At 62.4% G+C, this 24,320-nt stretch carries 40 protein-coding genes; 3 read left to right on the top strand and 37 right to left on the bottom strand.

What is annotated here, in order from left to right; genetic code table 11:
- Positions 1–30: 30 nt before the first annotated feature.
- On the bottom strand, positions 31–1,173 hold the full coding sequence (locus tag OCI36_RS01625) for a citrate/2-methylcitrate synthase (protein ID WP_261663323.1): 1,143 nt from the start codon (positions 1,171–1,173) through the stop codon (positions 31–33).
- Positions 1,174–1,324: 151 nt separating this feature from the next.
- Here OCI36_RS01625 and tsaB point away from each other — a divergent pair, with 151 nt between their 5' ends.
- A complete protein-coding gene (gene tsaB, locus OCI36_RS01620) occupies positions 1,325–1,876 on the top strand; it encodes a tRNA (adenosine(37)-N6)-threonylcarbamoyltransferase complex dimerization subunit type 1 TsaB (RefSeq protein WP_261663322.1) in 552 nt (183 codons plus the stop codon).
- 172 nt (positions 1,877–2,048) lie between these two features.
- Here the strand turns inward: tsaB and OCI36_RS01615 are convergent, their stop codons facing one another.
- Positions 2,049–2,414 carry a nucleotide pyrophosphohydrolase gene (locus OCI36_RS01615; protein ID WP_261663321.1) on the bottom strand — a complete coding sequence of 122 codons (366 nt, stop codon included), beginning with the start codon at positions 2,412–2,414 and terminating at the stop codon, positions 2,049–2,051.
- Positions 2,415–2,461: 47 nt separating this feature from the next.
- On the bottom strand, positions 2,462–2,968 hold the full coding sequence (locus tag OCI36_RS01610; protein WP_261663320.1) for a DUF4384 domain-containing protein: 507 nt from the start codon (positions 2,966–2,968) through the stop codon (positions 2,462–2,464).
- A gap of 109 nt (positions 2,969–3,077) precedes the next feature.
- Between OCI36_RS01610 and ftsH the strand changes: the two genes are divergently transcribed.
- On the top strand, positions 3,078–5,081 hold the full coding sequence (ftsH, locus tag OCI36_RS01605; protein ID WP_261663319.1) for an ATP-dependent zinc metalloprotease FtsH: 2,004 nt from the start codon (positions 3,078–3,080) through the stop codon (positions 5,079–5,081).
- Positions 5,082–5,087: 6 nt separating this feature from the next.
- Here the strand turns inward: ftsH and plsX are convergent, their stop codons facing one another.
- From plsX to OCI36_RS01590, 3 genes are read right to left on the bottom strand one after another with little or no spacing between them, the layout of a single operon-like run.
- The gene (plsX, locus tag OCI36_RS01600) at positions 5,088–6,161 is read right to left on the bottom strand and encodes a phosphate acyltransferase PlsX (RefSeq protein ID WP_261663318.1); all 1,074 of its coding nucleotides are present in this window, start codon (positions 6,159–6,161) and stop codon (positions 5,088–5,090) included.
- Positions 6,151–6,774 carry an NYN domain-containing protein gene (locus tag OCI36_RS01595; RefSeq protein ID WP_261663412.1) on the bottom strand — a complete coding sequence of 208 codons (624 nt, stop codon included), beginning with the start codon at positions 6,772–6,774 and terminating at the stop codon, positions 6,151–6,153. Before OCI36_RS01595 ends, plsX begins: the two co-directional genes overlap by 11 nt.
- A 58-nt stretch (positions 6,775–6,832) precedes the next feature.
- Positions 6,833–7,198: a DUF309 domain-containing protein gene (locus OCI36_RS01590; RefSeq protein ID WP_261663317.1), complete on the bottom strand. Its 366-nt coding sequence runs from the start codon at positions 7,196–7,198 to the stop codon at positions 6,833–6,835.
- A gap of 140 nt (positions 7,199–7,338) precedes the next feature.
- Here OCI36_RS01590 and trxA point away from each other — a divergent pair, with 140 nt between their 5' ends.
- Entirely contained in the window at positions 7,339–7,665 is a 327-nt protein-coding gene (trxA, locus tag OCI36_RS01585) for a thioredoxin (protein ID WP_261663316.1), read from the top strand.
- Positions 7,666–7,852: 187 nt separating this feature from the next.
- On the opposite strand, the gene rplQ is transcribed toward trxA, so the two are convergent.
- The 31 genes from rplQ to tuf all read right to left on the bottom strand — a co-directional run bounded on the left by rplQ (position 7,853) and on the right by tuf (position 24,309).
- Positions 7,853–8,203, bottom strand: coding sequence for a 50S ribosomal protein L17 (gene rplQ, locus OCI36_RS01580; protein ID WP_261663315.1), 351 nt, complete (start codon positions 8,201–8,203; stop codon positions 7,853–7,855).
- 73 nt (positions 8,204–8,276) lie between these two features.
- Complete coding sequence (locus tag OCI36_RS01575) at positions 8,277–9,263, bottom strand: DNA-directed RNA polymerase subunit alpha (RefSeq protein WP_261663314.1); 987 nt, start codon at positions 9,261–9,263, stop codon at positions 8,277–8,279.
- A gap of 13 nt (positions 9,264–9,276) precedes the next feature.
- On the bottom strand, positions 9,277–9,897 hold the full coding sequence (gene rpsD, locus OCI36_RS01570; protein WP_261663313.1) for a 30S ribosomal protein S4: 621 nt from the start codon (positions 9,895–9,897) through the stop codon (positions 9,277–9,279).
- A 171-nt stretch (positions 9,898–10,068) separates the two neighbouring features.
- Positions 10,069–10,464: a 30S ribosomal protein S11 gene (gene rpsK / locus OCI36_RS01565; RefSeq protein WP_261663312.1), complete on the bottom strand. Its 396-nt coding sequence runs from the start codon at positions 10,462–10,464 to the stop codon at positions 10,069–10,071.
- Between the two features lie 3 nt (positions 10,465–10,467).
- A complete protein-coding gene (rpsM, locus tag OCI36_RS01560) occupies positions 10,468–10,845 on the bottom strand; it encodes a 30S ribosomal protein S13 (protein ID WP_261663311.1) in 378 nt (125 codons plus the stop codon).
- Positions 10,846–10,847: 2 nt separating this feature from the next.
- Complete coding sequence (gene rpmJ, locus OCI36_RS01555; RefSeq protein WP_126353194.1) at positions 10,848–10,961, bottom strand: 50S ribosomal protein L36; 114 nt, start codon at positions 10,959–10,961, stop codon at positions 10,848–10,850.
- A gap of 204 nt (positions 10,962–11,165) precedes the next feature.
- Positions 11,166–11,423, bottom strand: coding sequence for a translation initiation factor IF-1 (gene infA, locus OCI36_RS01550; protein ID WP_261663310.1), 258 nt, complete (start codon positions 11,421–11,423; stop codon positions 11,166–11,168).
- Positions 11,424–11,505: 82 nt separating this feature from the next.
- Positions 11,506–12,114, bottom strand: coding sequence for an adenylate kinase (locus OCI36_RS01545; RefSeq protein WP_261663309.1), 609 nt, complete (start codon positions 12,112–12,114; stop codon positions 11,506–11,508).
- Between the two features lie 123 nt (positions 12,115–12,237).
- Positions 12,238–13,554, bottom strand: a complete 1,317-nt coding sequence (secY, locus tag OCI36_RS01540; protein ID WP_261663308.1) for a preprotein translocase subunit SecY — start codon at positions 13,552–13,554, stop codon at positions 12,238–12,240.
- Position 13,555: 1 nt separating this feature from the next.
- Positions 13,556–14,020: a 50S ribosomal protein L15 gene (gene rplO / locus OCI36_RS01535; RefSeq protein ID WP_261663411.1), complete on the bottom strand. Its 465-nt coding sequence runs from the start codon at positions 14,018–14,020 to the stop codon at positions 13,556–13,558.
- 8 nt (positions 14,021–14,028) lie between these two features.
- A complete protein-coding gene (rpmD, locus tag OCI36_RS01530) occupies positions 14,029–14,196 on the bottom strand; it encodes a 50S ribosomal protein L30 (protein WP_261663307.1) in 168 nt (55 codons plus the stop codon).
- Positions 14,193–14,714, bottom strand: a complete 522-nt coding sequence (rpsE, locus tag OCI36_RS01525; RefSeq protein ID WP_261663306.1) for a 30S ribosomal protein S5 — start codon at positions 14,712–14,714, stop codon at positions 14,193–14,195. The genes rpmD and rpsE overlap by 4 nt, the downstream gene beginning before the upstream one ends.
- Complete coding sequence (gene rplR, locus OCI36_RS01520) at positions 14,704–15,051, bottom strand: 50S ribosomal protein L18 (RefSeq protein WP_409996706.1); 348 nt, start codon at positions 15,049–15,051, stop codon at positions 14,704–14,706. Before rplR ends, rpsE begins: the two co-directional genes overlap by 11 nt.
- Positions 15,051–15,590, bottom strand: a complete 540-nt coding sequence (rplF, locus tag OCI36_RS01515; RefSeq protein ID WP_261663305.1) for a 50S ribosomal protein L6 — start codon at positions 15,588–15,590, stop codon at positions 15,051–15,053. The genes rplR and rplF overlap by 1 nt, the downstream gene beginning before the upstream one ends.
- A 45-nt stretch (positions 15,591–15,635) precedes the next feature.
- Positions 15,636–16,037 carry a 30S ribosomal protein S8 gene (gene rpsH / locus OCI36_RS01510; RefSeq protein WP_261663304.1) on the bottom strand — a complete coding sequence of 134 codons (402 nt, stop codon included), beginning with the start codon at positions 16,035–16,037 and terminating at the stop codon, positions 15,636–15,638.
- A 180-nt stretch (positions 16,038–16,217) separates the two neighbouring features.
- Positions 16,218–16,487 carry a 30S ribosomal protein S14 gene (gene rpsN, locus OCI36_RS01505; protein ID WP_261663303.1) on the bottom strand — a complete coding sequence of 90 codons (270 nt, stop codon included), beginning with the start codon at positions 16,485–16,487 and terminating at the stop codon, positions 16,218–16,220.
- A gap of 133 nt (positions 16,488–16,620) precedes the next feature.
- Entirely contained in the window at positions 16,621–17,163 is a 543-nt protein-coding gene (rplE, locus tag OCI36_RS01500) for a 50S ribosomal protein L5 (protein ID WP_261663302.1), read from the bottom strand.
- A gap of 65 nt (positions 17,164–17,228) precedes the next feature.
- A complete protein-coding gene (rplX, locus tag OCI36_RS01495) occupies positions 17,229–17,576 on the bottom strand; it encodes a 50S ribosomal protein L24 (protein WP_409996705.1) in 348 nt (115 codons plus the stop codon).
- Positions 17,576–17,980, bottom strand: a complete 405-nt coding sequence (rplN, locus tag OCI36_RS01490; RefSeq protein WP_261663301.1) for a 50S ribosomal protein L14 — start codon at positions 17,978–17,980, stop codon at positions 17,576–17,578. The genes rplX and rplN overlap by 1 nt, the downstream gene beginning before the upstream one ends.
- A complete protein-coding gene (rpsQ, locus tag OCI36_RS01485) occupies positions 17,977–18,282 on the bottom strand; it encodes a 30S ribosomal protein S17 (protein WP_315941231.1) in 306 nt (101 codons plus the stop codon). Before rpsQ ends, rplN begins: the two co-directional genes overlap by 4 nt.
- A 20-nt stretch (positions 18,283–18,302) precedes the next feature.
- A complete protein-coding gene (rpmC, locus tag OCI36_RS01480) occupies positions 18,303–18,506 on the bottom strand; it encodes a 50S ribosomal protein L29 (protein ID WP_261663299.1) in 204 nt (67 codons plus the stop codon).
- Positions 18,493–18,918: a 50S ribosomal protein L16 gene (rplP, locus tag OCI36_RS01475; protein ID WP_261663298.1), complete on the bottom strand. Its 426-nt coding sequence runs from the start codon at positions 18,916–18,918 to the stop codon at positions 18,493–18,495. The genes rpmC and rplP overlap by 14 nt, the downstream gene beginning before the upstream one ends.
- Positions 18,905–19,684: a 30S ribosomal protein S3 gene (gene rpsC, locus OCI36_RS01470; protein ID WP_261663297.1), complete on the bottom strand. Its 780-nt coding sequence runs from the start codon at positions 19,682–19,684 to the stop codon at positions 18,905–18,907. The genes rplP and rpsC overlap by 14 nt, the downstream gene beginning before the upstream one ends.
- A complete protein-coding gene (gene rplV, locus OCI36_RS01465) occupies positions 19,684–20,091 on the bottom strand; it encodes a 50S ribosomal protein L22 (RefSeq protein ID WP_261663296.1) in 408 nt (135 codons plus the stop codon). The genes rpsC and rplV overlap by 1 nt, the downstream gene beginning before the upstream one ends.
- Positions 20,088–20,375, bottom strand: a complete 288-nt coding sequence (rpsS, locus tag OCI36_RS01460; protein WP_261663295.1) for a 30S ribosomal protein S19 — start codon at positions 20,373–20,375, stop codon at positions 20,088–20,090. Before rpsS ends, rplV begins: the two co-directional genes overlap by 4 nt.
- A gap of 13 nt (positions 20,376–20,388) precedes the next feature.
- A complete protein-coding gene (gene rplB / locus OCI36_RS01455; protein WP_261663294.1) occupies positions 20,389–21,225 on the bottom strand; it encodes a 50S ribosomal protein L2 in 837 nt (278 codons plus the stop codon).
- Positions 21,226–21,236: 11 nt separating this feature from the next.
- A complete protein-coding gene (locus OCI36_RS01450) occupies positions 21,237–21,524 on the bottom strand; it encodes a 50S ribosomal protein L23 (RefSeq protein WP_261663293.1) in 288 nt (95 codons plus the stop codon).
- Positions 21,521–22,135: a 50S ribosomal protein L4 gene (gene rplD / locus OCI36_RS01445; protein ID WP_261663292.1), complete on the bottom strand. Its 615-nt coding sequence runs from the start codon at positions 22,133–22,135 to the stop codon at positions 21,521–21,523. Before rplD ends, OCI36_RS01450 begins: the two co-directional genes overlap by 4 nt.
- Complete coding sequence (gene rplC / locus OCI36_RS01440) at positions 22,135–22,755, bottom strand: 50S ribosomal protein L3 (RefSeq protein WP_261663291.1); 621 nt, start codon at positions 22,753–22,755, stop codon at positions 22,135–22,137. The genes rplD and rplC overlap by 1 nt, the downstream gene beginning before the upstream one ends.
- A complete protein-coding gene (gene rpsJ, locus OCI36_RS01435; RefSeq protein WP_261663290.1) occupies positions 22,752–23,075 on the bottom strand; it encodes a 30S ribosomal protein S10 in 324 nt (107 codons plus the stop codon). Before rpsJ ends, rplC begins: the two co-directional genes overlap by 4 nt.
- Before the next feature lie 16 nt (positions 23,076–23,091).
- Complete coding sequence (tuf, locus tag OCI36_RS01430; RefSeq protein ID WP_261663289.1) at positions 23,092–24,309, bottom strand: elongation factor Tu; 1,218 nt, start codon at positions 24,307–24,309, stop codon at positions 23,092–23,094.
- Between the last annotated feature and the right edge of the window lie 11 nt (positions 24,310–24,320).

Here is a 24,320-nt window from a genome sequence, read left to right as displayed (position 1 = left end):
CAGGCGCGCACTAGGGTCAGGCAAGGTCTCTTACTGGCGGTCCTGCAGGGCCACGTAGTGTTCGTTGGACGCACCGGTGTAGACCGAGCTGGGGCGCAGCAGACGGTTGTCGGCAGCGTACTCAATCACCGAGGCGCACCAGCCGCTGATGCGGGCCAGCGCAAAGATCGGGGTGAAGTACTTCTTCTCGATACCCAGGTCGGTATAGACGGTGCCGGAGTAGAAGTCCACGTTGGGGTAAATGCCGCGGTCGCCCAGGCGGTCCACCACGGTCTTCTCGATTTCCTCGAGAATCTGGTAGTAGTTGCTCTTACCTTCCTTGTCGGCCACCAGTGCGGCGTAATCACGCAGCACGCGGGAACGGGGGTCGAAGTTGCGGTACACGCGGTGACCCACGCCCATGATCTTTTCCTTGTTGTCCAGCTTCTTGTTGATGTAGTCGGCGGCCTTTTCGGGGCTGCCCACTTCGTCCAGCATTACCATGACCTGCTCGTTGGCGCCGCCATGCAGCGGGCCCTTCAGGGCGCCGATGGCGCTGGTGATGGCCGAGTACATGTCGCTCAGGGTGCTGGAGGTGGCAATAGCGGTAAAGGTGCTGGCGTTCATGCCGTGGTCGGCGTGCAGAATCAGGGCAATATCGAACAGACGGGCCTGCTCGGTGGTGGGTTCGGTGCCGTTCAGCATGTACAGGAAGTTGCCGGCGTGTGTCAGGTCAGCGCGGGGAGCCACGATGTCCTTGCCGCTCTGGGTGCGCTGAATCGCGGCGATGATGGTGGACATCTGGGCAATCAGGCGCACCGAGATGGCGCGGCGGCCTTCGGGGGTGATGTCCTCGGACTGGTCGTCCAGCAGGCCCAGGTAGGACACGGCGGTGCGCAGCGCCTGCATGGGCACCGAACCCTGTGGCAGGCCGCGGATCACGTCCCGCAGCTGCTGGGGAATTTCACGGTTGGCCTTCAGTTCGGCGTCGAACTCGGCCAGTTCCTGCGCGCCCGGCAGGCGGCCCAGCAGCAGCGCCAGGCTCAGTTCCTCGAAGGTGCTCTTCTCGGCCCATTCCTGAATCGGAATACCCAGGTGGGTCAGAATGCCTTCCTGACCGTTGATGAAGGTCAGCTTACTCTCAGTGAACTTGACTCCTTCGAGCCCTTTGGCAATCTCTTGATTTTGGGTCATAGTGTGGTTACCATAGCACTTTTGCCCTTTTGTTCCCACGCCCTGGACCACAGAAATCCGGCAAAATCGGCTGACTGCGCCCAGGTTCCCCGGCCAGTGACAAAAGCCCCGGTAGATAGAGGATGCGGCAGTCTGCCGTAGACTCAGCCATGTGATCACTCTGGCGCTGGACACGTCGACCCCTTACCTCACCCTGGCCCTGCAGTGGCCGGGCGGCGCCCTGGAGCAAGCCGAGCGCATTGAACGCGCCCACGCCGAGCGCCTGCCGGACGGGGTGCGCACGCTGTTCAGGGAAGCGGGGCTGGATTTTCACGCCGACCGTCTGGTGATTGGCACCGGGCCCGGCTCCTACACCGGCGTGCGTATTGGGGCCAGTTATGCGCTGGCACTGGCACGGGTCTGGCAGGCGGAGCTGCTGGGCGTGCCCACCCTGACAGCCCTGCTGAGCGAGCAGAGCGGACTGCAGGCTCCCGCGCTGGATGCCCGAAAGGACAACGTGTATGGCGCGCTCTATCAGGTCACGGCCGGCAGGGTGAGCGAGGTGCAAGCCCCTGCCAAGGCGACCCAGGCTGACTTTGCCGCCTTGGCAGAGGCACAGGGCGCCGAGCTGCGCCTGGACGTGCCGCCCAGCGGTCTGAGCCTGCTGCGGGCCGCCGAGAGCCTGGGCCAGCCGGAGCCGCAGCTTCACCTCAGCTATCTCTAGAGCATTTGACGAAAAGATGGCGCCGCTTTTTGGCGAGCGAAGCGAGAGCAAATAAAGAGCAGGACGGACTTGCAAAGCTGCGGAGCAGAGAATGGAGCGGGTGGCGGTGATGTTCCGACGTACGCGTCATGCGGAGAACTGCTCTAAGCGCTCCTTTTGGTGGCCTCGGCCCTCAGCTTTCCGCTTCGGTTGACGCCTTGCGGGTCCAGCGGCCGGCGTCGCGGCGCTCCACCTTGCTCATCATCCGCTCAAAGCCACGTTCCAGGCTGAGGCCCCGCTCGTTCGCCAGACAAATCATCACGAACAGCAGGTCGGCCAGCTCCATTTCCAGGTCGCCCTCTTCCTCGCCGGGTTTGGGGGTCTTGCCGTTCTGATGGGCAATCACCCGCGCAATCTCGCCGACTTCCTCGCTCAGGCGGGCCTGCATCAACAGCGGCGGAAAATACCCTTCTTCAAACTGCGAGATAAAAGTGTCCACCCGCTGACGGGCAGCCTCGAAGGTGAGTGAGGCGGCGGAGCCGGTCTGAAGTTCTGTCATCTGTTCAGGGTAGCCCAGCCGGGGCCGGGCGCCGCCGGCACCCAGCTTTAGCGAACGATATAGAAGTAGGTTTCCTGCACGTCGCGGTCGGCCGCCTGCAAGGGAGGCAGGTCCTGATAACCCACACCGTTCCAGCGGGCCTGATCGTAGTTGCCGGACACCGCCGGCTGACCGGAAGGCTGCACCCGCGTGAAAATAGCCCGCACCTGTTGCAGACCGTTCGGGGCGTGCACGTTATAGGTGACCCGGTCGCCGGCACGCGGGAAAATGGTGGTGCCGCGCTCGACGTAGGCGCCGCGCACCAGCACCTGGGCGCTGCCGTCCGGCTGCCGGGCAATCAGGGTGAGGTAGCCGGGCTCCCGCACGCTGACCCGCAGCCGCACCTCGTCGCCCTGCCGGTAGCTGGCGCCCTCACCGCGGTCGGGGACCAGCCCCACGATCAGGTTGCGCTGCGAAGCGTTCAGGCCCAGATTGGGCCGCTCGGTCTGCACCGTGCAGGCGCTGAGTCCGGCACCCAGACCGAGCGCCACCGCCAGAAGAATGTGCTTGGACATGCCTTCAGCATAACGGCCTGGAGGGAGCAGCGGTGCGCTGCCACTCTGCAGGTTCGCAACGGGACGGTGCGCCCCATTGCCCGCGCGGCCGATGCTCTAGCATGTCGCCATGCAACCGCGTCCAGTCCGGCCTGTTTCTGCTCGGCGCCTGGCCCGGCCCTGGCCGGCGCTGGCCCTGTCTGGCCTGCTGGCAGCCACGGCCCTGACCGGCTGCGCCCGGACCGGGAGCGATACTGCGGCCTCAGCCTCCAGGCAGACACCGACCACCCAGACCTTTGCAGAGCAGGCCGCTCAGGCCACCGGCACTGCCGCTGCCGCTTCGGCCGCCCAGAGCCGGGGCGCCCTGCTGCCCTATACCTCCGAGCAATTCATGAAGGACCTGCGGGCCGGGCGGGTCACCTCGGTGGCGCTGAACAGTTCAGGCAATGCCACCGTGTTTGTGCAGAACCGGCCCGGCCCCGAAGCCGTGGCGCTGCCGCCGGACGGCGATACCCTGGCCCTGCTGCGGGAAGCGGATATCCCGGTGAGGGTCAGTTCCTCGCGCTCGCCGTTTGCCTGGATCGGCCAGATTCTGCCGGTCGCCATCACCCTGCTGATTTTGCTGGTGATGTGGCGGACCATCCGCAACCAGCAGGCCGGCGGCGCTGCCAACGCCTTCGGCAAAAGCAAGGTGACGGCCATCGCCCCCGAGAAAGTGGGCGTGACCTTTGCAGATGTGGCCGGCTGTGACGAGGCCAAGCAGGACCTGCAGGAAGTCGTCGATTTCCTGCGCCAGCCTGAGAAATACCGCTCACTGGGCGCCCGTATTCCCCACGGTCTGCTGCTGGTCGGCCCGCCCGGCTCGGGCAAAACCCTACTGGCCAAAGCGGTCGCCGGCGAAGCCGGCGTCCCCTACTTCGCCATCTCCGGCTCCGACTTCGTAGAGATGTTCGTGGGCGTCGGGGCGGCCCGGGTGCGTGACCTCTTCGAACAGGCCCGCAAGGCCGCTCCCTGCATCATCTTTATGGACGAAATCGACGCGGTCGGCCGCAAACGAGGTGTAGGGATGCAGGGCGGCAACGACGAACGCGAGCAGACTCTCAACCAGTTGCTGGTGGAGATGGACGGTTTCCGGGGCGAGGTGGCCGAGGAAGGCCAGGACATCATCATTCTGGCTGCCACCAACCGGCCCGATGTGCTGGACGCAGCCTTGCTGCGTCCGGGACGCTTTGACCGGCAGGTGGTGGTGGATGCACCGGACGCCGCGGGCAGGGAGCGAATCCTGCGGATTCACTCCCGCACCAAACCGCTGGACCCCGGCGTGGACCTGGCCCTGATCGCCCGGCGCACGGCAGGCATGGTAGGTGCCGACCTGGAAAACCTCCTGAATGAAGCGGCCTTGCTGGCGGCCCGGAGTGGAAGGGGCCGGATTCTGATGTCGGACATTGACGAGGCGCGCGACCGGGTCTTGATGGGCCCCGAGCGGCGCAGCCTGGTGATTCAGGAAGCCGACCGCCGGATCACCGCTTACCACGAGGTGGGCCACGCCTTAGCCGCTCAGCTGCTGCCGCATGCCAACCGGGTTGCCAAACTGACGGTGGTGCCGCGTGGCCGCGCTGCCGGATACATGATGCCGGACGCCCAGGACACCCTGCATGTGACCGAGGCGGCTCTGCAGGACATGCTGACCGTGGCCCTGGCCGGCCGCGCCGCCGAGGAAGTGGTGTTCGACGAGGTCACTGCCGGCGCCCAGAACGATTTCCAGCAGGCGACCGGGCTGGCCCGCCGGATGGTGACCGAGTGGGGCATGGGTCCGCGCACCGGCAAGGTGGCCTGGGCAGGTGAGGCGCCCGGCTACCTGGGTGGAGGCTCCCCATTGCTGCCGATGAGTCAGGCCACCGCGCGCACCATTGACGCCGAGGTTCATGACCTGGTCACCCAGGCACATACGCAGGCCGTCGCCCTGGTCCGCGAATATCTGCCGCAGGTTCACCGGACCGTGGATGTGCTGCTGCGCCGCGAGACCCTCAGCGGTGAGGAATTCTCGACCCTACTGGCCGGCGGGCAGCTGGAAGATGCACCTGCCGCCGGGCCAGAAGCAGCGGGCCGGCCGCTGCCCCCGGCGCCGGCCTAAGCCCAGTTATTGGTCCTGTGTGCTGAGCTGGGACTCTGCGGCGCGGGCCGCCACTGCGCCGGCCAGCCGTCCCATCAGGTCGGATTCATAGGCGCGGGCCGCCCGCAGCAGCGAGTTCTTGACCGCCTGCTCGTCCGACGAACCGTGGCCGATAAAAGTCAGCCCGTTGACCCCCAGCAGCAGGCTGGAGCCGTAGGTGCTGGGGTTCATACGTTCGGCCAGTCCCTTGAGGGCACCGCGCACCAGCAGGCCACCGGCCTTGGCTTTTAGGCTGCTGGTCAGCGCTTCCTTGATCCAGCCCAGCAGCACCCGGGCCTCGCCTTCGGCCAGCTTCAGCACCACGTTGCCGGTAAAGCCGTCGGTCACCACAATGTCGGTGGTACCCAGGAAGATATCGCGCCCCTCCACGTTGCCGTAAAAATTCACACCGTGACCGTTCAGCTCGCGCAGCCGGGCGTGGGCGTCCAGCACCAGCTGGCTGCCCTTGTGGTCCTCTTCCCCGATGCTCAGCAGGCCTACCGTGGGGTTCTGCCGACCTTCCACCACTTCCAGATACACCGAGGCCAGCAGCGCCCACTGCGCCAGATAGGCCGGTTTGACATCGGCGTTGGCGCCTACGTCCAGCAGGGTCACGAAGCCGTTCTTGGCCGGCAGGTGGGTCAGCATCGCCGGCCGGTCTATCCCACCCAGCCGCCCCAATGTCAGCAGCGACGAAGCCATCACTGCGCCACTGTGTCCCATGGTCACCACCGCCGCTGCCCGGCCTTCCTTGACCAGCCGGGTGCAGACGTTGATGCTGGCGTCCCGGCGCGAGCGTACGTCCCGGGCATGCTCATCCATTCCGATCACGTCCGGGGCGTCAATCACTCGCAGCGGCAGGCTGGCGCTGCCCTCGTGCTTGGCCAGCTCGGCGTGAATCTGGGGCTCACGGCCCACCAACAGCACCGAGACGCCAGCCCGGGCGGCAGCCACTGCGCCGGCCACGTTGGGTTCCACGCCATAGTCGCCGCCCATGGCGTCCAGCGCCAGCGGCAGCGGATAGGGCTGGGCCGTTTCCAGTGATGCAGGGTCAGTTTTCATGGCTCACCTTTTCCGGGTTTGCAGCCGGGGCAAAGTAAGATAGCCGCTCCAGACTGTCGTCGGGCGTGCTGCGGGACTGGCCGGGCCGGTGTTCGCTGGGCAGGCGGTAGCCGGGGCGCTCGAATTCCTGGCGCAGGTCGCGCAGGTCCAAGTACTGGTCAGAAGCGTTGCGCAGTTCATAGCTGGTCATCTCGGGCAGGTTGACCACCAGGCTGCGCCGGCCTCTGGCCCGCAGCACTTCCAGCGGCCGCTCGAATCCGCCGTCGCCGCTGATCAGGACCGCCGTATCGTAGTGCTCCAGGCCGGTCAATAAGTCGGTGACCAGTTCCACGTCCAGGCTGGTGCGGCGGTAGGCCGTGCCACTCTCATCCGAGGCCTCGCGCAGGGGCTGAGTCCGGACCGTGTAGCCCATATAGGTCAGGGCATCGGTAAAGCGTTTTTGCTTGTCGTCGCCCTGTGCCGGCAGTGCCGTGTAATAAAAAGCGTTGTACAGCTCGCCCTGTTGCCGGAAATATTCCAGCACTTTGCGGTGGTCAAAATTCCACCCCAGGCGCTTGGCTGCCGCGTAAATACTGGCCCCGTCCACAAATAGGGCAATTCGCTGTGAATTCATCATCTAACCTCTCGGGGGTTATTGTACCGGGGGTGCCGGCCGCAGAATCGGGCGGCTGTTACCGGCGCTCCGAGTCCAGTAGTGGCAGCTGGGGCGGTGGGCCGGGTTGCTCGCCTTCCAGTGCGGCATCTACTCTCTGTTCCAGCAGGGGCCAGTCCACCCCGTAGACCCCGGGAGACAGCTGACGTAGATACGCCTGGGCCTTCACAAAATTGCGCCGGGTTAAGCTGCCCATCTGCCAGCGCTTGTGCAGGGCCGCCGCCAGCAGAATCAAGGCCTGCAGCGCCAGGCGCGCCTCACCGCTGGCCCGCATCCATACCGGTTCCCAGGCTTCATGGGCTTCCCACCAGTGTCCCGCATTAAAAAGGGCCGCGCCGGCCTGCCAGGACGCGGGAAAAACCAGGTCTTCTTCCAGAGGAATCATACTTGCTGTCATAACAAAAAAGGGCCCTGTTAGAAAAAGGGGTTTTCTTATCCCAGCCGGCCATTGGACAACCTTTCCCCTTCGCTCAGAAGGCAAGCTGGGCCCCGATCAGCTGGGGGGCAAGGGCTATACTGGCCGCTATGAAACCTGTTGAACTGACAGACAGCAACTTTACTGAAGAACTGGGCAGCGGCCTGACCCTGGTTGACTTCTGGGCACCCTGGTGTGGCCCTTGCCGCATCATCGCTCCCGTGCTGGAAGAAATCGCCAGCGACTACGACGGCAAGGTCAAGATCGGCAAGGTCAACGTGGACGAAAACCCCAACACTGCCGGCCAGTTCCGCGTGATGAGCATCCCCACCCTGATTCTGTTCAAAGACGGCCAGCCGGTCGAACAGATGGTGGGCGCCGCGCCCAAGCGCTCCTTCGAAACCATGCTGAACAAGCACCTCGAAGCCAGCAACTGAGCTGAGCCACCCGCCTGTTCAGGCCCTGCCTCAAAAGAGGTGGGGCTTTTTTTGTTGATGTCTTTGGGCAGTCGCAGCAGGCCGCAGCGGGGCGGGCCCCAGACAACAAAAAAGCCGACCCGCAGGTCAGCTTCTTGTTCTTCACTTGTTTCTGTTGTCTCGGCGTTGCCGTGGACTCAGAGTGAATTCAGACCAGTTCGATCAGAGCCATGGTGGTCGCGTCACCGCGGCGCACGCCGGTCTTCAGGATACGGGTGTAGCCACCGCTGCGCTCAGCGTAACGGGGGGCAATTTCTTCCATGACCTTGCTCACGACTTCCTTGTCGTGAATGTCCTGGGACACCAGACGGCGGGCGTGCAGATCTCCGCCCTTGGCAGTGGTGATCAGCTTCTCGACGTAAGGGCGCAGTTCCTTGGCCTTGGTCAGGGTGGTGTGAATGCGGCCTTCGCGCAGCAGGGCCGTCGCCTGGGCGCGGGCCAGCGCGGTGCGGGCGCTGCTGTTGCGGTTCAGCTTGCGGCCAGCTTTTCCGTGACGCATAGCAGTTCTCCTTTGTGGGTGAGGGGGCGGTCCCGGGAAAAAAGCTCCCGGAAGCAGAAAGTGGGCGGGATGCTCAGTCGCGCAGCGCTTTGCCGAACTGGGCCAGCTGCTGCTTGATTTCGTCCAGGCTGCGTTCACCGATGCCAGGAACCTTTTTCAGGTCGCGGTCACTCAGGGCGCACAGGGCGTCGACACTGTCGATGCCTTCTTCTTTGAGCGAGTGCAGGACGCGGGTGGTCAGACCCAGCCCTTCCAGGCTGACACTGGGTTCACCGTTGGCCGCGCTCTCTTCAGCGAGGTCGTTGCTCTGGGTTGCCGCTTCGGCTTCCGGCTGGGCAGCCTCCGCAGAAACGGTGTAATCCGGCGCTGCGCCTTCGGGGTCTTCCAGTTCTTCGACAGAACCAAAAACCAGCAGCTCTTCACGCAGGATGTCAATCGCCTGATCCAGCACGTCCTGGGGCGTGGCGCTGCCATCCGTCCAGATGCGCAGGGTCAGCTTGTCCAGGTCGGTCTGGCGGCCCACACGGGTGTTTTCCACCTGATAAGCCACGCGGCGCACTGGGTTGAACATGGCGTCCACCGGGATCGAGTTGATCCGGTCCTTGGTGGCGTGTTTGTCGGCAGACAGGTAGCCTTCGCCTTCTTCCACGCGCACTTCCATGACCAGCTGACCATCTTCGGCCAGGGTGGCAATTTCCAGATCGGGATTGACAATCTCGGCGTCGCTGGGCACCTCGAAGTCCGAGGCGTGAATTACGCCCTGGCCCTGAGCACGCAGCGTCAGGGTCTTGGGACCCGGAGCGTGAAACTTCACCACCAGTTCCTTGAGGTTCAGGATCAGACGAATAACGTCTTCTTTGACCCCAGGAATGGTCGAGAACTCGTGCAGCACGTCTTCAATGTAAACACTGGTGACGGCCGTACCCTGAATCGAGGACATCAGAATGCGCCGAATAGGGTTGCCAATGGTGACCCCGTAACCACGCTTGAGTGGTTCGAGCACGAACTCGCCATAATTTCCTTCGACGCGGGCTTTGAGTTGAGGGCGCTTCTGATCCATGGGACCTCCAGGGTTAGCGCGAGTAGTACTCGATGATGAAGTTTTCGTTGATAGGCAGGGCCAGGTCTTCGCGTGCCGGCAGGCGGCTGAAGGTGCCGCTGAAGGTTTCGGCGTTCACTTCCATCCAGGGGCTGGGGCGGCGGCGCTTCATGGCTTCCATGTTTTCCTGAACGAAGCCCATCGAACGGCTTTTTTCCGCCACGGTGATTTCGTCACCGATCTTGACGCGGTAAGAGGGGATGTCCACTTTCTTGCCGTTCACCAGGATGTGACCGTGGCCCACGAACTGACGGGCCTGGCGGCGGGTGCTGGCAAAGCCCATCCGGAATACGACGTTGTCGAGCCGGCGTTCCAGCAGCTGCAGGAACACGGTGCCCAGCACGCCCGGCTGGCGGGTGGCTTCTTCGAAGAGGTTACGGAACTGCTTTTCGTTCATGCCGTACAGACGCGCCAGCTTCTGCTTTTCACGCAGACGAACCGAGTAGTCGCTGGGGCGGCCGCGGCCACGGCGCTGGCCGTGCTGACCGGGGGCATAAGGACGGCGGTCCAGGTACTTCTGAACCTTTTCGGTTTCCGCCAAGTTGATTCCTTCACGGCGGCTTTGCTTGACGATAGAACCACTAAAACGACCCATATTTCTCCTTAAGAGGCACTCTGGGAAGGTGCCCTGGTCTGTTGCGACCCTCTGCTGCTCAGGCGGACTGGCCGCCAGAACCGCTTCCTCGGCCTGTGGTGGGCCTGATTGCCGGCTGGCTTAGAGGCCAGCTGCAAAGGGAAGCGGGGCAGGTGGGTTCGCGCGTTGCGCTTAGGCGCGGAACTTCTTCTTGGGGCGGCAGCCGTTGTGAGGCACGGGAGTGTCGTCCATGATGGAGCGCACTTCGATGCCGCTGGCCTGAATAGCCCGGATCGCCTGTTCACGGCCGGAGCCGCTTCCACGCACGATCACATCGACCGAGTTCATGCCGAAGGTCTGCTGGGCCTTTTTCACAGCGTCGGCAGCGGCCAGCTGAGCAGCGTAGGGGGTACCCTTCTTACTGCCTTTGTAGCCGATGGTGCCGCCACTCGACCAGGCGACGGAGTTGCCGTCCTGATCGGTGATGGTGACGATGGTGTTGTTGTAGCTGGCATGCACGTAGGCGCGGCCAGCTGCGATGTTGCGGCGGCTGCGGCGGGGTGCCCTGCCCTTGGTGGTCTTCGCCATGGCTTACCTCGCTGCCTTTTTCTTCCCGGCAACGGTCTTCTTGGGACCTTTGCGGGTGCGGGCGTTGGTCTTGGTCTTCTGGCCGCGGACGGGCAGGCCACGGCGGTGACGCAGGCCGCGGTAAGCACCGATGTCCATCAGACGCTTGATGTTCTGGCCTACTTCGCTGCGCAGATCACCTTCGACCTTGTAGGTCTTTTCGATGGCATCACGCAGGCTGGACTGTTCGCCTTCGCTCAGGTCCTTGATGCGGGTATCGGGGTTGATTCCGGTACGGGCCAGGATTTCGCGGCTGCGGGTCAGACCGATTCCGTAGATGTAGGTCAGGCCGATTTCAACACGCTTCTCGCGTGGCAGGTCTACGCCGGCAATACGGGCCATACTCAGCCCTGCCTTTGCTTATGCTTGACGTTGGTGCAAATGACGAATACCCGGCCGTGACGGCGGATAACTCGGCAGTTGTCGCACATTCTCTTGACACTACTGCGCACTTTCATATACTTCCTCCTCGCGCCGCCTTTGCTCGGTGCTGAGCAGCGCTCGACCCCCAGGTCTTTTGACAGGTCTTTTCGGAACGGGCCTTTTGGGAGCCACCCGGCTCCGAACTCAGGGAATCTGTGGGTACTGCCCGTTGGGCTGGGCAAGAACAAGAACGCGGGAACGTTAGGAAATCTCTTTTCCTTTTCGTTCCCACCCCCGCGTCACTTACGGTAGACGATGCGTCCGCGCGTCGTATCGTAGGGGCTGATTTCCAGAACAACCCGGTCGCCGGGCAGAATGCGGATGTAATGGATCCGCATCTTGCCGCTGATGTAAGCCAGGATCTCGTGACCCGTATCGAGCTTCACCTTGAACGTGGTGTTGGGCAGTGCCTCTTCCACCACGCCTTCGGCGCGGACGACATCCGAATCTTCCTTCTTACGTTTATCGTTTTGTTCCGGTAGTTTTCGTCTCGCCACATAACCTCCAAGCTAAGTACAAGCCAAAGAATAAGGTACCACTCTGCTGCTTCTGTCGCAAGCCCTATGGCGGCCTCTCAGCTTAGCGTGAGCGGGCGACGCTAACAGCGTTTTCAATCCGCCCATAGACCTCGTCCATGCTGCCGGTGCCGTCTACCTCTACCAGGCGGCCAGCCTGCTGGTAATACTTGATCAGGGGGGCCGTCTCCTGACGGTACACTTCCTGGCGGCGGCGGGCCACTTCTTCAGTATCGTCACTGCGCACCGGCTGACCGGCGGCGGCGGCCTGCCGGCCACGTTCCACGATGCGGCCGATCAGTTCTTCGTCGGGGACTTCCAGCAGCACAGCAGCGTTGACCGGAGCCCCCAGTTCTTCCAGCAGCAGATCCAGCGCGTTGGCCTGAGCCTGGGTGCGGGGAAAGCCGTCAAAGATAATCCTGACCGGCTCCATACTAGAAAGCCGGTCACGGATCAGGGCCACCAGAATCTCGTCAGGGACCAGCTGGCCGGCGGCCAGAATCGGAGCCACCTGCTGGCCCAGTTCGGTTTCACGGGCCACATGATCGCGCAGAATATCGCCGGTACTGACTTTAACCAGTCCGTGGGCGGCAGCCAGACGTTCGGCCTGGGTGCCTTTGCCGGCTCCGGGGGGGCCCAGAAAAATAACGACCTGATTGTTGTCTTGGGTCATAGTGCATACTCCTTCTCGGTGTGGGATATGGGGTGGCTGCCGGGCGGCCGCTTCTCTCATCATACGCTGAACCATAAAAAACCGCCCCAGGAGGGACGGTTCTTGAACTCCGTGCCGGTAGGCTCAGTTCACACGGTCGCGCAGACGGCCTTTGCGGATAAAACCGTCGTAGCGGCGAACGGTCAGCTGAGCTTCCAGCTGTTTGAGCGTTTCCAGGGCCACACCCGCAATAATCAGCAGACCCGTGCCGCTGAACCTGAAGGTGGTAATCCCCGTCAGGCTCTGTACCAGCTGCGGCAGCAGAGTCAGAATAACCAGAAAGATGGCTCCCCAGAGGCTCAGCCGTGAGCTGATGTTCCCCAGAAACTGCGAGGTGGGCGTGCCCGGGCGGACCCCCGGAATAAACGCTCCCGACTCGCGCAACTGCTCACTGATCCGCTTGGGATCGAACTGCACCGAGTTGTACAGGAAGGTAAATCCGAAGATCAGCATCGCCTCCAGCACCAGATACCAGGGAGTACCGAAAGCCAGATAAGTCCGAATGAACTCGTTGACCTGCGGTGCCCGCTCGGCACTGGCCGAGGCGATCAGATTGGGGATGATCAGCATCGCTGACGAGAAGATCACCGGGATCACCCCGGCCTGGTTCACCTTAATAGGCAGCCAGGTGGCCTGGCCGGCGCGGCGGCCGGTTCCGGCAGCGCCGCCACGGGCGCGGGCATAGGTAATCGGCACCCGGCGCTCAGCCTGATAGATGTACACAATCCCGACAATGGTCAGCACAATGATGCCGATAAACGCCAGCAGCGGCAGCAAGGTCAGCTGGCCGGTACGGAACAGCTGAGCCGTCGCCGCGATTTCACTGGGGTAAACCCCGATAATCCCGGCCACGATAATTAGGCTGATCCCGTTGCCGATGCCCACGTCAGTGATGCGTTCACCAATCCACATGGTTAGGGCAACCCCGGCAATCTGGGTCAGTACCATCACCAGGACTGTGAACAGCCCAGGCGTCCAGCCCACCGCAATAAAATTGGGGTTGCTGGTGATAAACAGGGAGAAAAAGAGTGCCTGAAACGCGCCCAGGCCCACCGCCGAATAGCGGGTGAGCTGATTGATGCGCTTGCGCCCTTCCTCGCCTTCCTTACTGAGCTTTTCCAGCTGCGGCACCGTGGTGGTCAGCAGCTGGATCACAATACTGGCAGTAATGTAGGGCAAGACCCCCAACGCAAAAATGGAAAACTGCGTGAGGTTCCCGCCCGAGATAAAGCTCAGCAGGCCGAAGAGGTCATTGTTGGTGGCGTTTTGCAATGCCGCCACATTGACCCCCGGCGTGGGAATGGCGCTCCCCAGGCGGTAGACCGCCAGCAGGAGCAGCGTAAAGACAATCTTCCGCAGCAGCTCCGGAGTCTGGAAGGCTTCGCGGAAGGCGCGGAGCATGTTACTCGGCCTTTTCCGTCTCGCCCGTCTGGGCCTGGCTCAGTTCCACGCGGCCGCCGGCCGCTTCCACGGCGCGGACCGCCGAGGCGCTGGCCGCGTCGACCTGCACAGTAATGGCGCGGCTCAGTTCGCCGCTGCCCAGCAGCTTAACGGGGCGGCTCCTGCGGCGTACCAGACCAGCCTGTTCCAGGGCGGCGCGGTCAATGCTGTCGCCTTCCAGGGCGTTCAGCTGGCTGAGGTTCACCACTTCGTAGGTGGTGCCCACATTGTTAAAACCACGCTTGGGCAGACGGCTGATTAGGGTGCTGCGGCCACCTTCGAAGAAGAGACCCTCGCCAGCGCCGCTGCGGCTCTTCTGGCCCTTGTGACCACGGCCGGCAGTCTTGTCGGTGCCGCCGGGGCCACGGCCTACGCGCTTGCGGTTACGGCGCGAGCCGGGAGCGGGCTGCAGGTCATGCAGTTTCATGACTTTGCTCATTGCTGAACCTCCAGCAGATGTTCGACTTTACGGATCATGCCGCGAACAGCAGGGCTGTCCTGCACTTCACGGGTCTGACCAATCTTGTTCAGGCCCAGCGCCTTGACGGTGTCCCGCTGTTCCTGCGGACGACCGATCACGCTGCGCTTCAGAGTAATTTTCACAGCGAGCCTCCAGTCAGGGGCGACACACCTTCACTGTCCAGCAGTTCACGGACCTGCTGGGGCGTGCGCAGCTTCTTGAGACCATCAAACACGGCATAGGCCACGTTGATCTGGTTACGGCTGCCCAGTTCCTTGCTGAGCATATCGGTGATACCGGCCAGTTCAGCGATCGAACGGGGCACCGTGCCGGCAATTACACCGGTACCGGGAGCGGCACGCTTCAGCAGTACACGGCTAGTGGTGCCTTCACCCACGATATCGTGGGGAATGGTGCCGCCGTCCACCGGGACGGTGATCATGTTCTTGCGGGCCACGGTCTTGGCCTTCTCAATAGCAACCGGCACTTCTTTGGCCTTGCCGATGCCCATGCCCACGCGGCCGTTACGGTCGCCCAGGATTACCAGCGCGGCAAAGCGGAAGCGGCGGCCGCCCTGGTAGGTCTTCGAGGTCCGGTTGACGAACAGCATCTTCTCTTCGAATTCGCTGTCCTGACGGTCATTACGACGATTAAAAGTCAAGGCCACCCTCCCGCGCGGCGTCAGCCAGCGCTTTGACGCGTCCGTGATAACGGTACTGACCACGGTCGAATGCGACTTGTTTGACACCCTTGGCAGTGGCAGCTTCGGCCAGCGCCTTGCCCACCGCAGCGGCGCGGTCCGTCTTGGTGCCAGTCGCGGCTTCCTTCAGAGCACCGGTTGAGGCGGCAGCCAGCGTGGTGCCGCTCTTGTCGTCGATGATCTGGGCGTAGATGTGCTTGCTTGAGCGGTGAATGCTCAGGCGGGGACGTTCGCCCATGGCGATGCGCACCTTGCGGCGAGCGCGCAGCTTGCGGCGGGTTGCAGAAGTGTTGCTCATTATTTCGCTCCAGCCTTACCGGGTTTGAGGGGAATGTGTTCGCCGAGGAAGCGCACGCCCTTGCCGTGGTAAGCGTCGGGCTTGCGGACGCGGCGCACGTTGGCGGCCACCTGGCCGACCAGCTGCTTGTCAATACCGGACACGTCAATGCGGGTCGGTTCGGGCACGGTGAAGCTCACGCCTTCGGGCGGATCAATCACAACCGGGTGGCTATAACCGATGGCCAGCTCCAGAGCCTTACCGGACATCTTGGCGCGGAAACCCACACCACGCAGTTCCAGGTTAATGGTGTAGCCTTCGCTCACACCTTGCACCGCGTTGGCGATCAGGCTGCGGGCCAGACCGTGCTGAGCGCGCTGCTCGGGCTTATCGCTGCTGCGTTCAATCAGCAGCTGTTCGCCTTCTTGCTTGATGCTGAGGGCCGTGTTATAGGGAACGGTCAGTTCGCCCTTGGGCCCCTTGACTTTGAAAACGCCATTTTCGGCGTTGACCGTAACCCCACTGGGCACGGTGATCGGTTGTCTACCAATACGGGACATGCTGTCTCCTTCTGTTCAGTCCGGGAAAAATAGATGAAGCGCTGCTTACCAGATCACGCAGATGACTTCGCCGCCCACGCCTTCTTTGCGGGCTTCACGGTCAGGCAGCAGACCTTTGCTGGTCGACACCACAGCCAGACCCATGCCATTGCGCACGCGGGGCAGGTGTTCGGCGCTTAGATAAGCGCGGCGGCCAGGACGGCTAACACGCTCGATATGCTTGATGACCTGTTCACGGCGCTGGCCATACTTCAGGCCCAGACGCAGGACATCGAACTGCTCGCCTTCAGGGCGCAGACGCTCAACTGAGGCGATGTAGCCTTCCTTGACCAGCAGTTTTGCCAGCTGCTCTTTGAACTTCGACGCCGGCACATCCACGCTCTCTTTGTATCCGCGGGTCGCGTTACGGATGCGCGTCAGCATGTCAGCAATAGGATCACTAACCATTATTCCTCCAGGGGCACCTCGCCCCAGGACAGCGGAAGCTTAAAGGCTTCCAGATTTTCCCAGGAAAAACGGCCCAGACTGAGCCGATCTTTCTCTTGTTAGGGACTTCTCCCAGGCCGGACGATCACCAGGCAATGTGCCGTGGTTCGTATCCGCCGGGACGGACACCAGCCGGAAACCTTACCAGCTGGCTTTGCGCACGCCGGGCAGCTCGCCGCGGTGGGCCATTTCACGCATCACGATGCGGCTGACGCCGAAGTGACGGATGTAGCCACGGGGACGGCCAGTGAACTCGCAGCGGTTGTGCAGGCGGGTGGGGCTGGCGTCGCGGGGCAACTGGCTCAGACCATAGTAGTCACCGGCGGCCTTCAGTTCGGCACGCTTTTCGGCGTACTTAGCCACTTTGCGTTCACGCTGCTTCTGCTTGGCAATCTTGCTCTTTTTAGCCATGTTCGTTTCTTCCTTTCTCTCGGGTCTCTTAAGCGGTTCGTAGGTGCCAGAACAGCAATAAGGAGTGCAGGCAGTCTGCAACTCCTTACTTTAACCTACTTAGGCTGTCTTGAAAAGAGACCAGGTGAGGGCCTTACTTGCGGAAGGGCATGCCCAGGCCCTGCAACAGGGCGCGAGCTTCTTCGTCGGTCTTGGCGGTGGTCACGATGGTAATGTCCATCCCACGGGTGCGGTCCACCATATCGTAGGTGATCTCGGGGAAGATCAGCTGTTCCTTGATGCCCAGGTTGTAGTTGCCACGGCCATCAAAGGCGTTGGGGTTGATCCCGCGGAAATCACGGATGCGGGGCAGGCCCACGTTGATCAGCTTATCCAGGAACACCCACATACGGTCACCGCGCAGGGTCACCTTTACGCCGATAGGCATGCCCTGACGCAGCTTGAAGTTCGAGATGCTCTTCTTGGCCTTGGTGATCACTGGCTTTTGCAGGGCAATCAGCGCCAGTTCCTTGGCCGCCTTATCAATGGCCTTGGAATCGTCATGGGCCGCGGAGCCCAGACCTTCGTTAATCACGATCTTTTCGATCCGGGGCGCAGCCATCACGCTGGAATAGCTGAACTGTTCGACCAGGGCAGGGCGCACCTCGCTCTGATACTTATCCTTGAGTTGCAACATGGTTCCTCATTTCGGGCGGACAGGTCGCCCAGGCCGCTCCATTTCGGGAAGCGGCCCCACGGGTTTTAGTCGATGACCTTGCCGCTGGCAGCCGCGACGCGGACCTTGCGGCCGTCCACGACCTGCTTACGGACACGGGTGGCCTTGCCGGTTTCGGGATCCACCAACGCCACCTTGGAGGCATGCAGGGGGATTTCCTTCTCGACGCGGCCGCCTTCAGGGTTAGCGAAGCTGGGCTTGACGTGCTTGATCACGGTGTTGACACCTTCGACCAGCACCTTCTGGTCGCGGGGCGAGGTTTCCAGAACCTTGCCGGTCGCGCCCTTATGCTTGCCGCTCAGTACCACCACAGTGTCGCCCTTGCGGACGTGCAGCTTGTTGCCGTGGTGTTCGCCTGCTGCTTTACGGGCCATTACAGCACCTCCGGAGCCAGGGAGACGATCTTCATGAAGCGGCGGTCACGCAGTTCACGGGCCACCGGGCCAAAGACGCGGGTACCACGGGGTTCGCCGTTCTGGTTGATGACCACAGCAGCATTCCGGTCAAAGCGGATGGTGCTGCCGTCAGCGCGCTTGATGGCCTGGCTGGTACGCACGACCACAGCCTTGACCACGTCGCCAGCCTTCACGGCACCGCGGGGAGCGGCGTCTTTCACGCTGGCCACGATGATGTCGCCAACCTGCGCGTAACGCTTGTTGCCGCCACCGCCGGTGGTCAGGCCCTTACCGCCGATACCCGAGTTCAGCACACGGATGCACATCAGTTCACGGGCGCCGCTGTTGTCGGCCACGTCGAGACGGGATTGAACCTGAATCATGCTTCGCCTCCAGCAGCTTCTTCGCCGGCAACTTCAGTTTCGGCCACGGTGGTTTCCATGCCGCGGGGGCGTTCGATCAGGCGAGTAACCTTCCAGGTCTTGTTCTTACTGATCGGGCGCACCGCAATGATTTCCACACGGTCACCGATGCGGTATTCGTTCTGTTCATCGTGGGCAGCGTACTTCTGGCTGCGGGTCACGACCTTGCCGTACAGGGGGTGGGCAAAGCGGCGTTCCACTTTCACGCTCACCGTCTTGTCGGCCTTGTCGCTGACCACAGTGCCCTGGAAGGTCTTTCTCAGGGCGACTTTTTTCTGTTCACTCATTGCTGACCTTCCTTGCGCTGACGTTCACCGCGGATGGTGTTCAGCTGGGCCACTTCACGGCGCAGCTTGCTGACGCGGTGGGGCTGGGGCAGGTTGCCCATCGAAGCTTGGAAGCGCAGTTCCATCAGCTCCTTCTTGCGGTTTTCGATTTCCTGATCGAAGTCGGCCAGCGCCAAATCACGCATTTCACTGGGCTTCATCGTATACCTCGCGCTTGACCATCTTGGTCTTGATCGGCAGCTTGTGGCTGGCCAGACGGAAAGCTTCCTTGGCCTGGGCCTCGGTCACACCGGCCACCTCAAACATCACGCGGCCGGGCTTGACCACAGCCACCCAGAATTCCACGGCGCCTTTCCCCTTACCCATTCGGACTTCCAGGGGCTTTTTGGTCACAGGCTTATCGGGGAAGATCCGAATGTAGATCTTACCGCCACGGCGGAAGTGACGGCTCATCACGATACGGCAGGCTTCGATGTGGTTGGAGCGAATCCAGCCGGGTTCCATGGCCACCAGGCCATAGTCACCGAAGGCCACATAATCGCCGCCCTTGGCTTCACCGCGCATGCGGCCACGGAACTGCTTACGGTATTTGGTGCGCTTAGGAAGCAGCATTGGGTCCTCCTTGACGGCGGCGAGCAGTGGGGCGGCGGCGTCCGGCGGGGCGGTCGCTGCGGCCACGGCGTTCGCTGCCTTCACCGTCGTGTCTGCCGGAGCGGCCGTGACGGGGCTGAGCGGTTTCGGTACGTCCACCAATCACTTCGCCGTTGAACACCAGGACCTTGATGCCCAGCTGACCGTAGGTGGTGCTGGCAGTCGCGGTGCCGTAGTCGATGTCGGCGCGCAGGGTGTGCAGGGGCACGCGGCCTTCCAGCACTTTCTCTGTACGGGCCTGCTCGGCGCCACCCAGACGGCCGCTCAGGATCACCTTGACGCCACGGGCGCCGGATTCCATCACGCGCTGGGCCGCCTGCTTCATGGCACGGCGGAACGCGAAGCGACGTTCGATCTGTTCGGCGATACGCAGGGCCACCAGGGGAGCGCTGGTGTTGGGGTTCGGGATTTCCGCGACGTTCACAGCCACGGTTCCGGCTTCCACCATGCTTTCGATCTTCTGGCGGATGGCCTTGATGCTTTCGCCACCCTTACCGATCACGATGCCCGGCTTGGCCGCACTGATGATCACGTTGATCTGCTGACCGGCGCGCTCGATTTCGATGCGGGCGATACCGGCAGCCTGCAACTCGCGGTGAACCAGCTGGCGAATCTTTTCGTCTTCGCGCAGCAGTTGGCTGTAGTTCTTCTTGCCAGCGTACCAGCGGCTGTTCCAGCCACGGGTCACGCCGAGGCGGAAGCCGTTGGGGTTGATTTTATTACCCATTAGTTGGCTCCTTTTTCGCCGACCACGATGGTGATGTGGCTGGTGCGCTTGCGGATGATGTTGGCGGCGCCGCGGGCCCGGGGAATCAGGCGCTTCAGAGTGGGGCCGGCGTCCACATAAGCTTCCTTGACGAACAGCTGGTCTTCCAGCATGTTGTCATTGTGCAGAGCGTTGGCCTTGGCCGAGTTCAGCACCTTGCTGATGGGCTCACTGGCAATATGAGGCAGGAAGCGCAGGATGTCTTCAGCCTCCTGAACGCTCTTGCCGCGAATCAGGTCTACGACCAGGCGCACCTTGCGGGGGCTCATGCGCACGTACTTGGCACGGGCGTAGCCGGGCTTACGCAGCTTGTGCTCCTGCTTGCGCTGCTTCTTGTTGCGGTATTCAGCGGTCTGGGTAGCGGTCATTTCCTCTTGCTCCCTTTCGCATTCTTATCGGTGCCGTGACCGCGGTAGGTGCGGGTAGGGGCAAACTCGCCCAGCTTGTGGCCGATCATCTGTTCGTTCACGAATACCGGGGTGTGCTGTTTGCCGTTGTGCACCGCAATGGTGTGGCCGATCATTTCGGGCACGACCGTTGAGCGGCGGCTCCAGGTCTTGATGACTTTCTTCTCTTTGCGCTCGTTCTGGGCATCCACCTTTTTCAGGAGGTGGTCATCCACGAACGGGCCTTTTTTGAGGCTACGGGGCATTCTCTACCTTCCCTTACTTGCGGCCCTTACGGCGGCTGATGATGAAACGGTCACTGTTCTTGCGCTTGCGGCGGGTCTTCAGCCCCTTGGCCGGCTGGCCCCAGGGGCTGACAGGCACACGGCCGGTGCTGGTACGTCCTTCACCACCACCGTGAGGGTGATCCACCGGGTTCATGGCGCTACCGCGCTGGTGAGGCTTACGGCCCAGCCAGCGGCTGCGGCCGGCTTTACCCAGCACAACGTTCTTGTGCTCGGCGTTGCCTACAGCACCGATGGTGGCGTAGCACTCGGAGTGAACGCGGCGCAGTTCGCCGCTGGGCAGACGCAGGATGACGTAGTCGCCTTCCTTACCCTGAACCTGCACGCTGGTACCAGCGCTGCGGGCCATCTGGGCACCTTTACCGGGGACCAGTTCTACAGCGTGAACCACAGCACCGACCGGCACGAAACGCAGAGGCAGGGCGTTGCCCAGCTTGGGTTCGGCTTCGGGGCCAGCATTGACCTTCTGGCCGACCTTCATGCCTTCAGGGGCCAGGATGTAGCGCTTGACGCCGTCAGCGTAGTGCAGCAGGGCGATGCGGGCGCTGCGGTTGGGATCGTATTCGATTGCAGCCACAGTCGCGGTCACGCCAGCTTTGTCACGGCGCTTAAAGTCAATAACGCGGTACAGGCGCTTGTGGCCACCGCCGATGAAACGGCTGGTGATACGGCCACAGTTGTTACGGCCACCAGTCTTGGGCAGCGGCTGGGTGAGGGCCTTTTCAGGGCGCTTTTTGGTCAGGCCCGAGAAGTCGGCCGTGGTCATCTGACGGCGACTGGGGGTATAGGGACGGTACTTCTTCATAGCCATGCTGAATCTCCTTAGACCAGTCCTTCGAGGGCTTCGATTTTCTGGCCATCGGCGAGGCGAACCACGGCCTTCTTACGGTCGTTGCGCTGGCCCATGAAACGGCCCACACGCTTGCGCTTGCCGCGCACGTTCATGGTGCTGATGCCGGTCACCTGTACACCGAAAGCCTTCTGAATGGCTTCGCGAATTTCAAGCTTGGTGGCCTTGGGGGACACCCAGAACGAGTACACGCCCTTTTCCATGCCGGCGAATGCTTTTTCACTGACCACGGGGGCCTGGATAATGTCGTAGTGGCTCACTGCTGTGCCTCCTCTTGCAGGTCCTGAGCAGGTTCCAGAGCCACAGCGTCGATGACCAGGCGGTCGTGACGCAGGATGTCGTAGGTGTTCAGCCCGGCCACCGGCAGAGCGGTTGCCCAGGAAACGTTACGGGCGCTGCGCAGAACATTTTCGTCGTCGGTGATGATCAGCACTTTGTCGCTGCCGTCCATCCCGTTGTCCTTGGCCCACTTCACGAAGCTCTTGGTCTTGCCGTCGAGATCGAAGCCGTCTACAGCGGTCAGCATGCCGGCAGCCTGGCGGTCGGCCAGGGCCATCGCCAGACCCAGCTGACGGACCTTGCGGGGCAGGGTGTAAGCGTAGGTCCGGGGCTTGGGGCCAAAGGCCACGCCACCGCCCACGAAGGTCGGCACGGTACGGTCGCCGTGACGGGCGTTGCCGGTGCCCTTCTGGGAGAACATCTTCCGGCCGGTGCGGGCCACCTGAGCGCGGGTCTTGGTGCTGGCGGTGCCGCGGCGGCGACCGGCCAGCTGCCAGGTAACGACCTCGTGCAGCACGTGGGGGTTCACTTCAGGCAGGTCCAGCTCGATAGAGCGGCCGCCGTTCTTACCAACAACTTGAATCTGAGCCATTACTGGCCTCCCTTAACGGCGCCGCGCAGAATCACCAGGCCGCCATTGGCTCCGGGCACAGCGCCCTTGACCAGGATCAGGTTCTCGTCGGGGCGCACTTCGACCACTTCCAGGTTCTGGACAGTCACGCGCTCGTCGCCCATGTGACCGGCCATCTTCTTGCCTTTGTACACACGGCCGGGGGTCTTACGCTGACCGATCGAACCGGGACGGCGGTGCCACTTCTTGGCACCGTGGCTGGCAGGACCGCCGGCGAAGTTCCAGCGCTTCATAACGCCCTGAAAACCCTTACCTTTGCTGGTGCCGGTCACGTCGATCTTTTCACCTTCGCCAAACACGTCCACACGCACTTCGTCGCCTTCAGGATTGAAGTCGCGGAATTCACGCAGGTAACGCACAGGGCTCAGGTTGGCCTTTTTCAGGTGGCCCAGTTTGGGCTTGTTCAGGCCCTTTTCCTTGCGGTCGCCAAAGCCGATTTGCACAGCTTCATAGCCGTCTACTTCGTTGGTCTTGCGCTGAACCACGGGGCAGGGGCCGGCCAGGATCACCGTGACAGGCACGGCACGGTCGTCTTTCCAGATCTGCGTCATGCCGATCTTGGTACCGAGGATTCCCTTCATGCGCCGCCTCCAACAGTCTTGATTTCAATGTCCACGCCGGTCGGCAGGTCCAGGGTCATCAGGCTATCGATGGTCTTCTTGGTGGGGTTCTTGATGTCCACCAGGCGGTTGTGGGTCCGGATTTCAAAGTGCTCGCGGCTGTCCTTGTTGACAAAGGGGCTACGCAGCACGCAGAAACGGCGGATGCGGGTGGGCAGCGGCACGGGACCGCTCACGTCAGCGCCGGTGCGGCGGACGGTGTCCACGATCTTGCTGGCGGACTGGTCCAGAGCGCGGTGGTCGAAACCACGCAGTTTGATACGAATCTTGGGGGCAACCATTCTCTACACCAATTCCTTACTGGATAACCTTGGTCACGACGCCGGCGCCGACGGTGCGGCCACCTTCGCGGATGGCGAAGCGCAGGCCTTCTTCCATGGCGATGGGCTTGATCAGCTCCACGGTGAACTCGATGTTGTCACCGGGCATCACCATTTCCACGCCTTCTTTCAGCTCCACCACGCCAGTCACGTCCGTGGTCCGGAAGTAGAACTGGGGGCGGTAACCGCCGAAGAACGCGCTGTGACGGCCACCTTCGTCCTTGCTCAGGATGTACACGCTGGCTTCGAACTTGGTGTGCGGGGTGATGCTGCCGGGCTTGGCCAGCACCTGTCCGCGTTCCACGTCGTCACGGTTCACACCGCGCAGCAGCACGCCCACGTTGTCGCCCGCCATGCCCTGATCCAGCAGCTTACGGTGCATTTCCACGCCGGTCACGGTGGTCTTCTTGGTGTCGGTCAGACCCACGATTTCCACTTCGTCGCCAACCTTCACGATGCCACGCTCCACACGGCCGGTCGCCACAGTACCGCGGCCGGTGATGGTGAACACGTCTTCGACAGGCATCAGGAAGCTCTTATCGGTGTCGCGTTCCGGGGTGGGGATGTAAGAGTCGATCGCGTCCAGCAGTTCCCAGATGCGGTCCACCCATTCGTCTTCGCCGCGGGCGGTCTTGGGGTTGGCCTGCAGGGCTTCGAGAGCCTTCAGGGCGCTGCCCTTGATGATCGGCAGATCATCGCCGGGGAATTCGTAGTTGCTGAGCAGTTCGCGAACTTCCATTTCGACCAGCTCGAGCAGTTCTTCGTCGTCGACCATGTCGACCTTGTTCATGAACACGACGATGTAAGGCACGCCGACCTGACGGGCGAGCAGGATGTGCTCGCGGGTCTGGGGCATAGGGCCGTCAGCGGAGCTGACGACCAGGATGGCGCCGTCCATCTGAGCTGCGCCGGTGATCATGTTCTTGACGTAGTCGGCGTGACCGGGGCAGTCCACGTGGGAGTAGTGACGGCCTTCGGTGTTGTATTCGACGTGGCTGGTGTTGATGGTGATACCGCGGGCCTTTTCTTCAGGGGCCTTGTCGATCTGGTCGTAAGCCAGGGTTTCGATGGTGTCGTCCATCGCAGCAGCGGTGAAGGTGATGGCCGCGGTCAGGGTAGTCTTACCGTGGTCAACGTGTCCGATGGTGCCCACGTTCACGTGGGGCTTGGTGCGTTCAAACGTACCTTTTGCCATAGTTACTCTCC

This window comes from Deinococcus sp. Marseille-Q6407 (assembly GCF_946848805.1).
GTDB lineage: Bacteria > Deinococcota > Deinococci > Deinococcales > Deinococcaceae > Deinococcus.
This window is presented reverse-complemented; position numbering and strand designations above follow the sequence as displayed.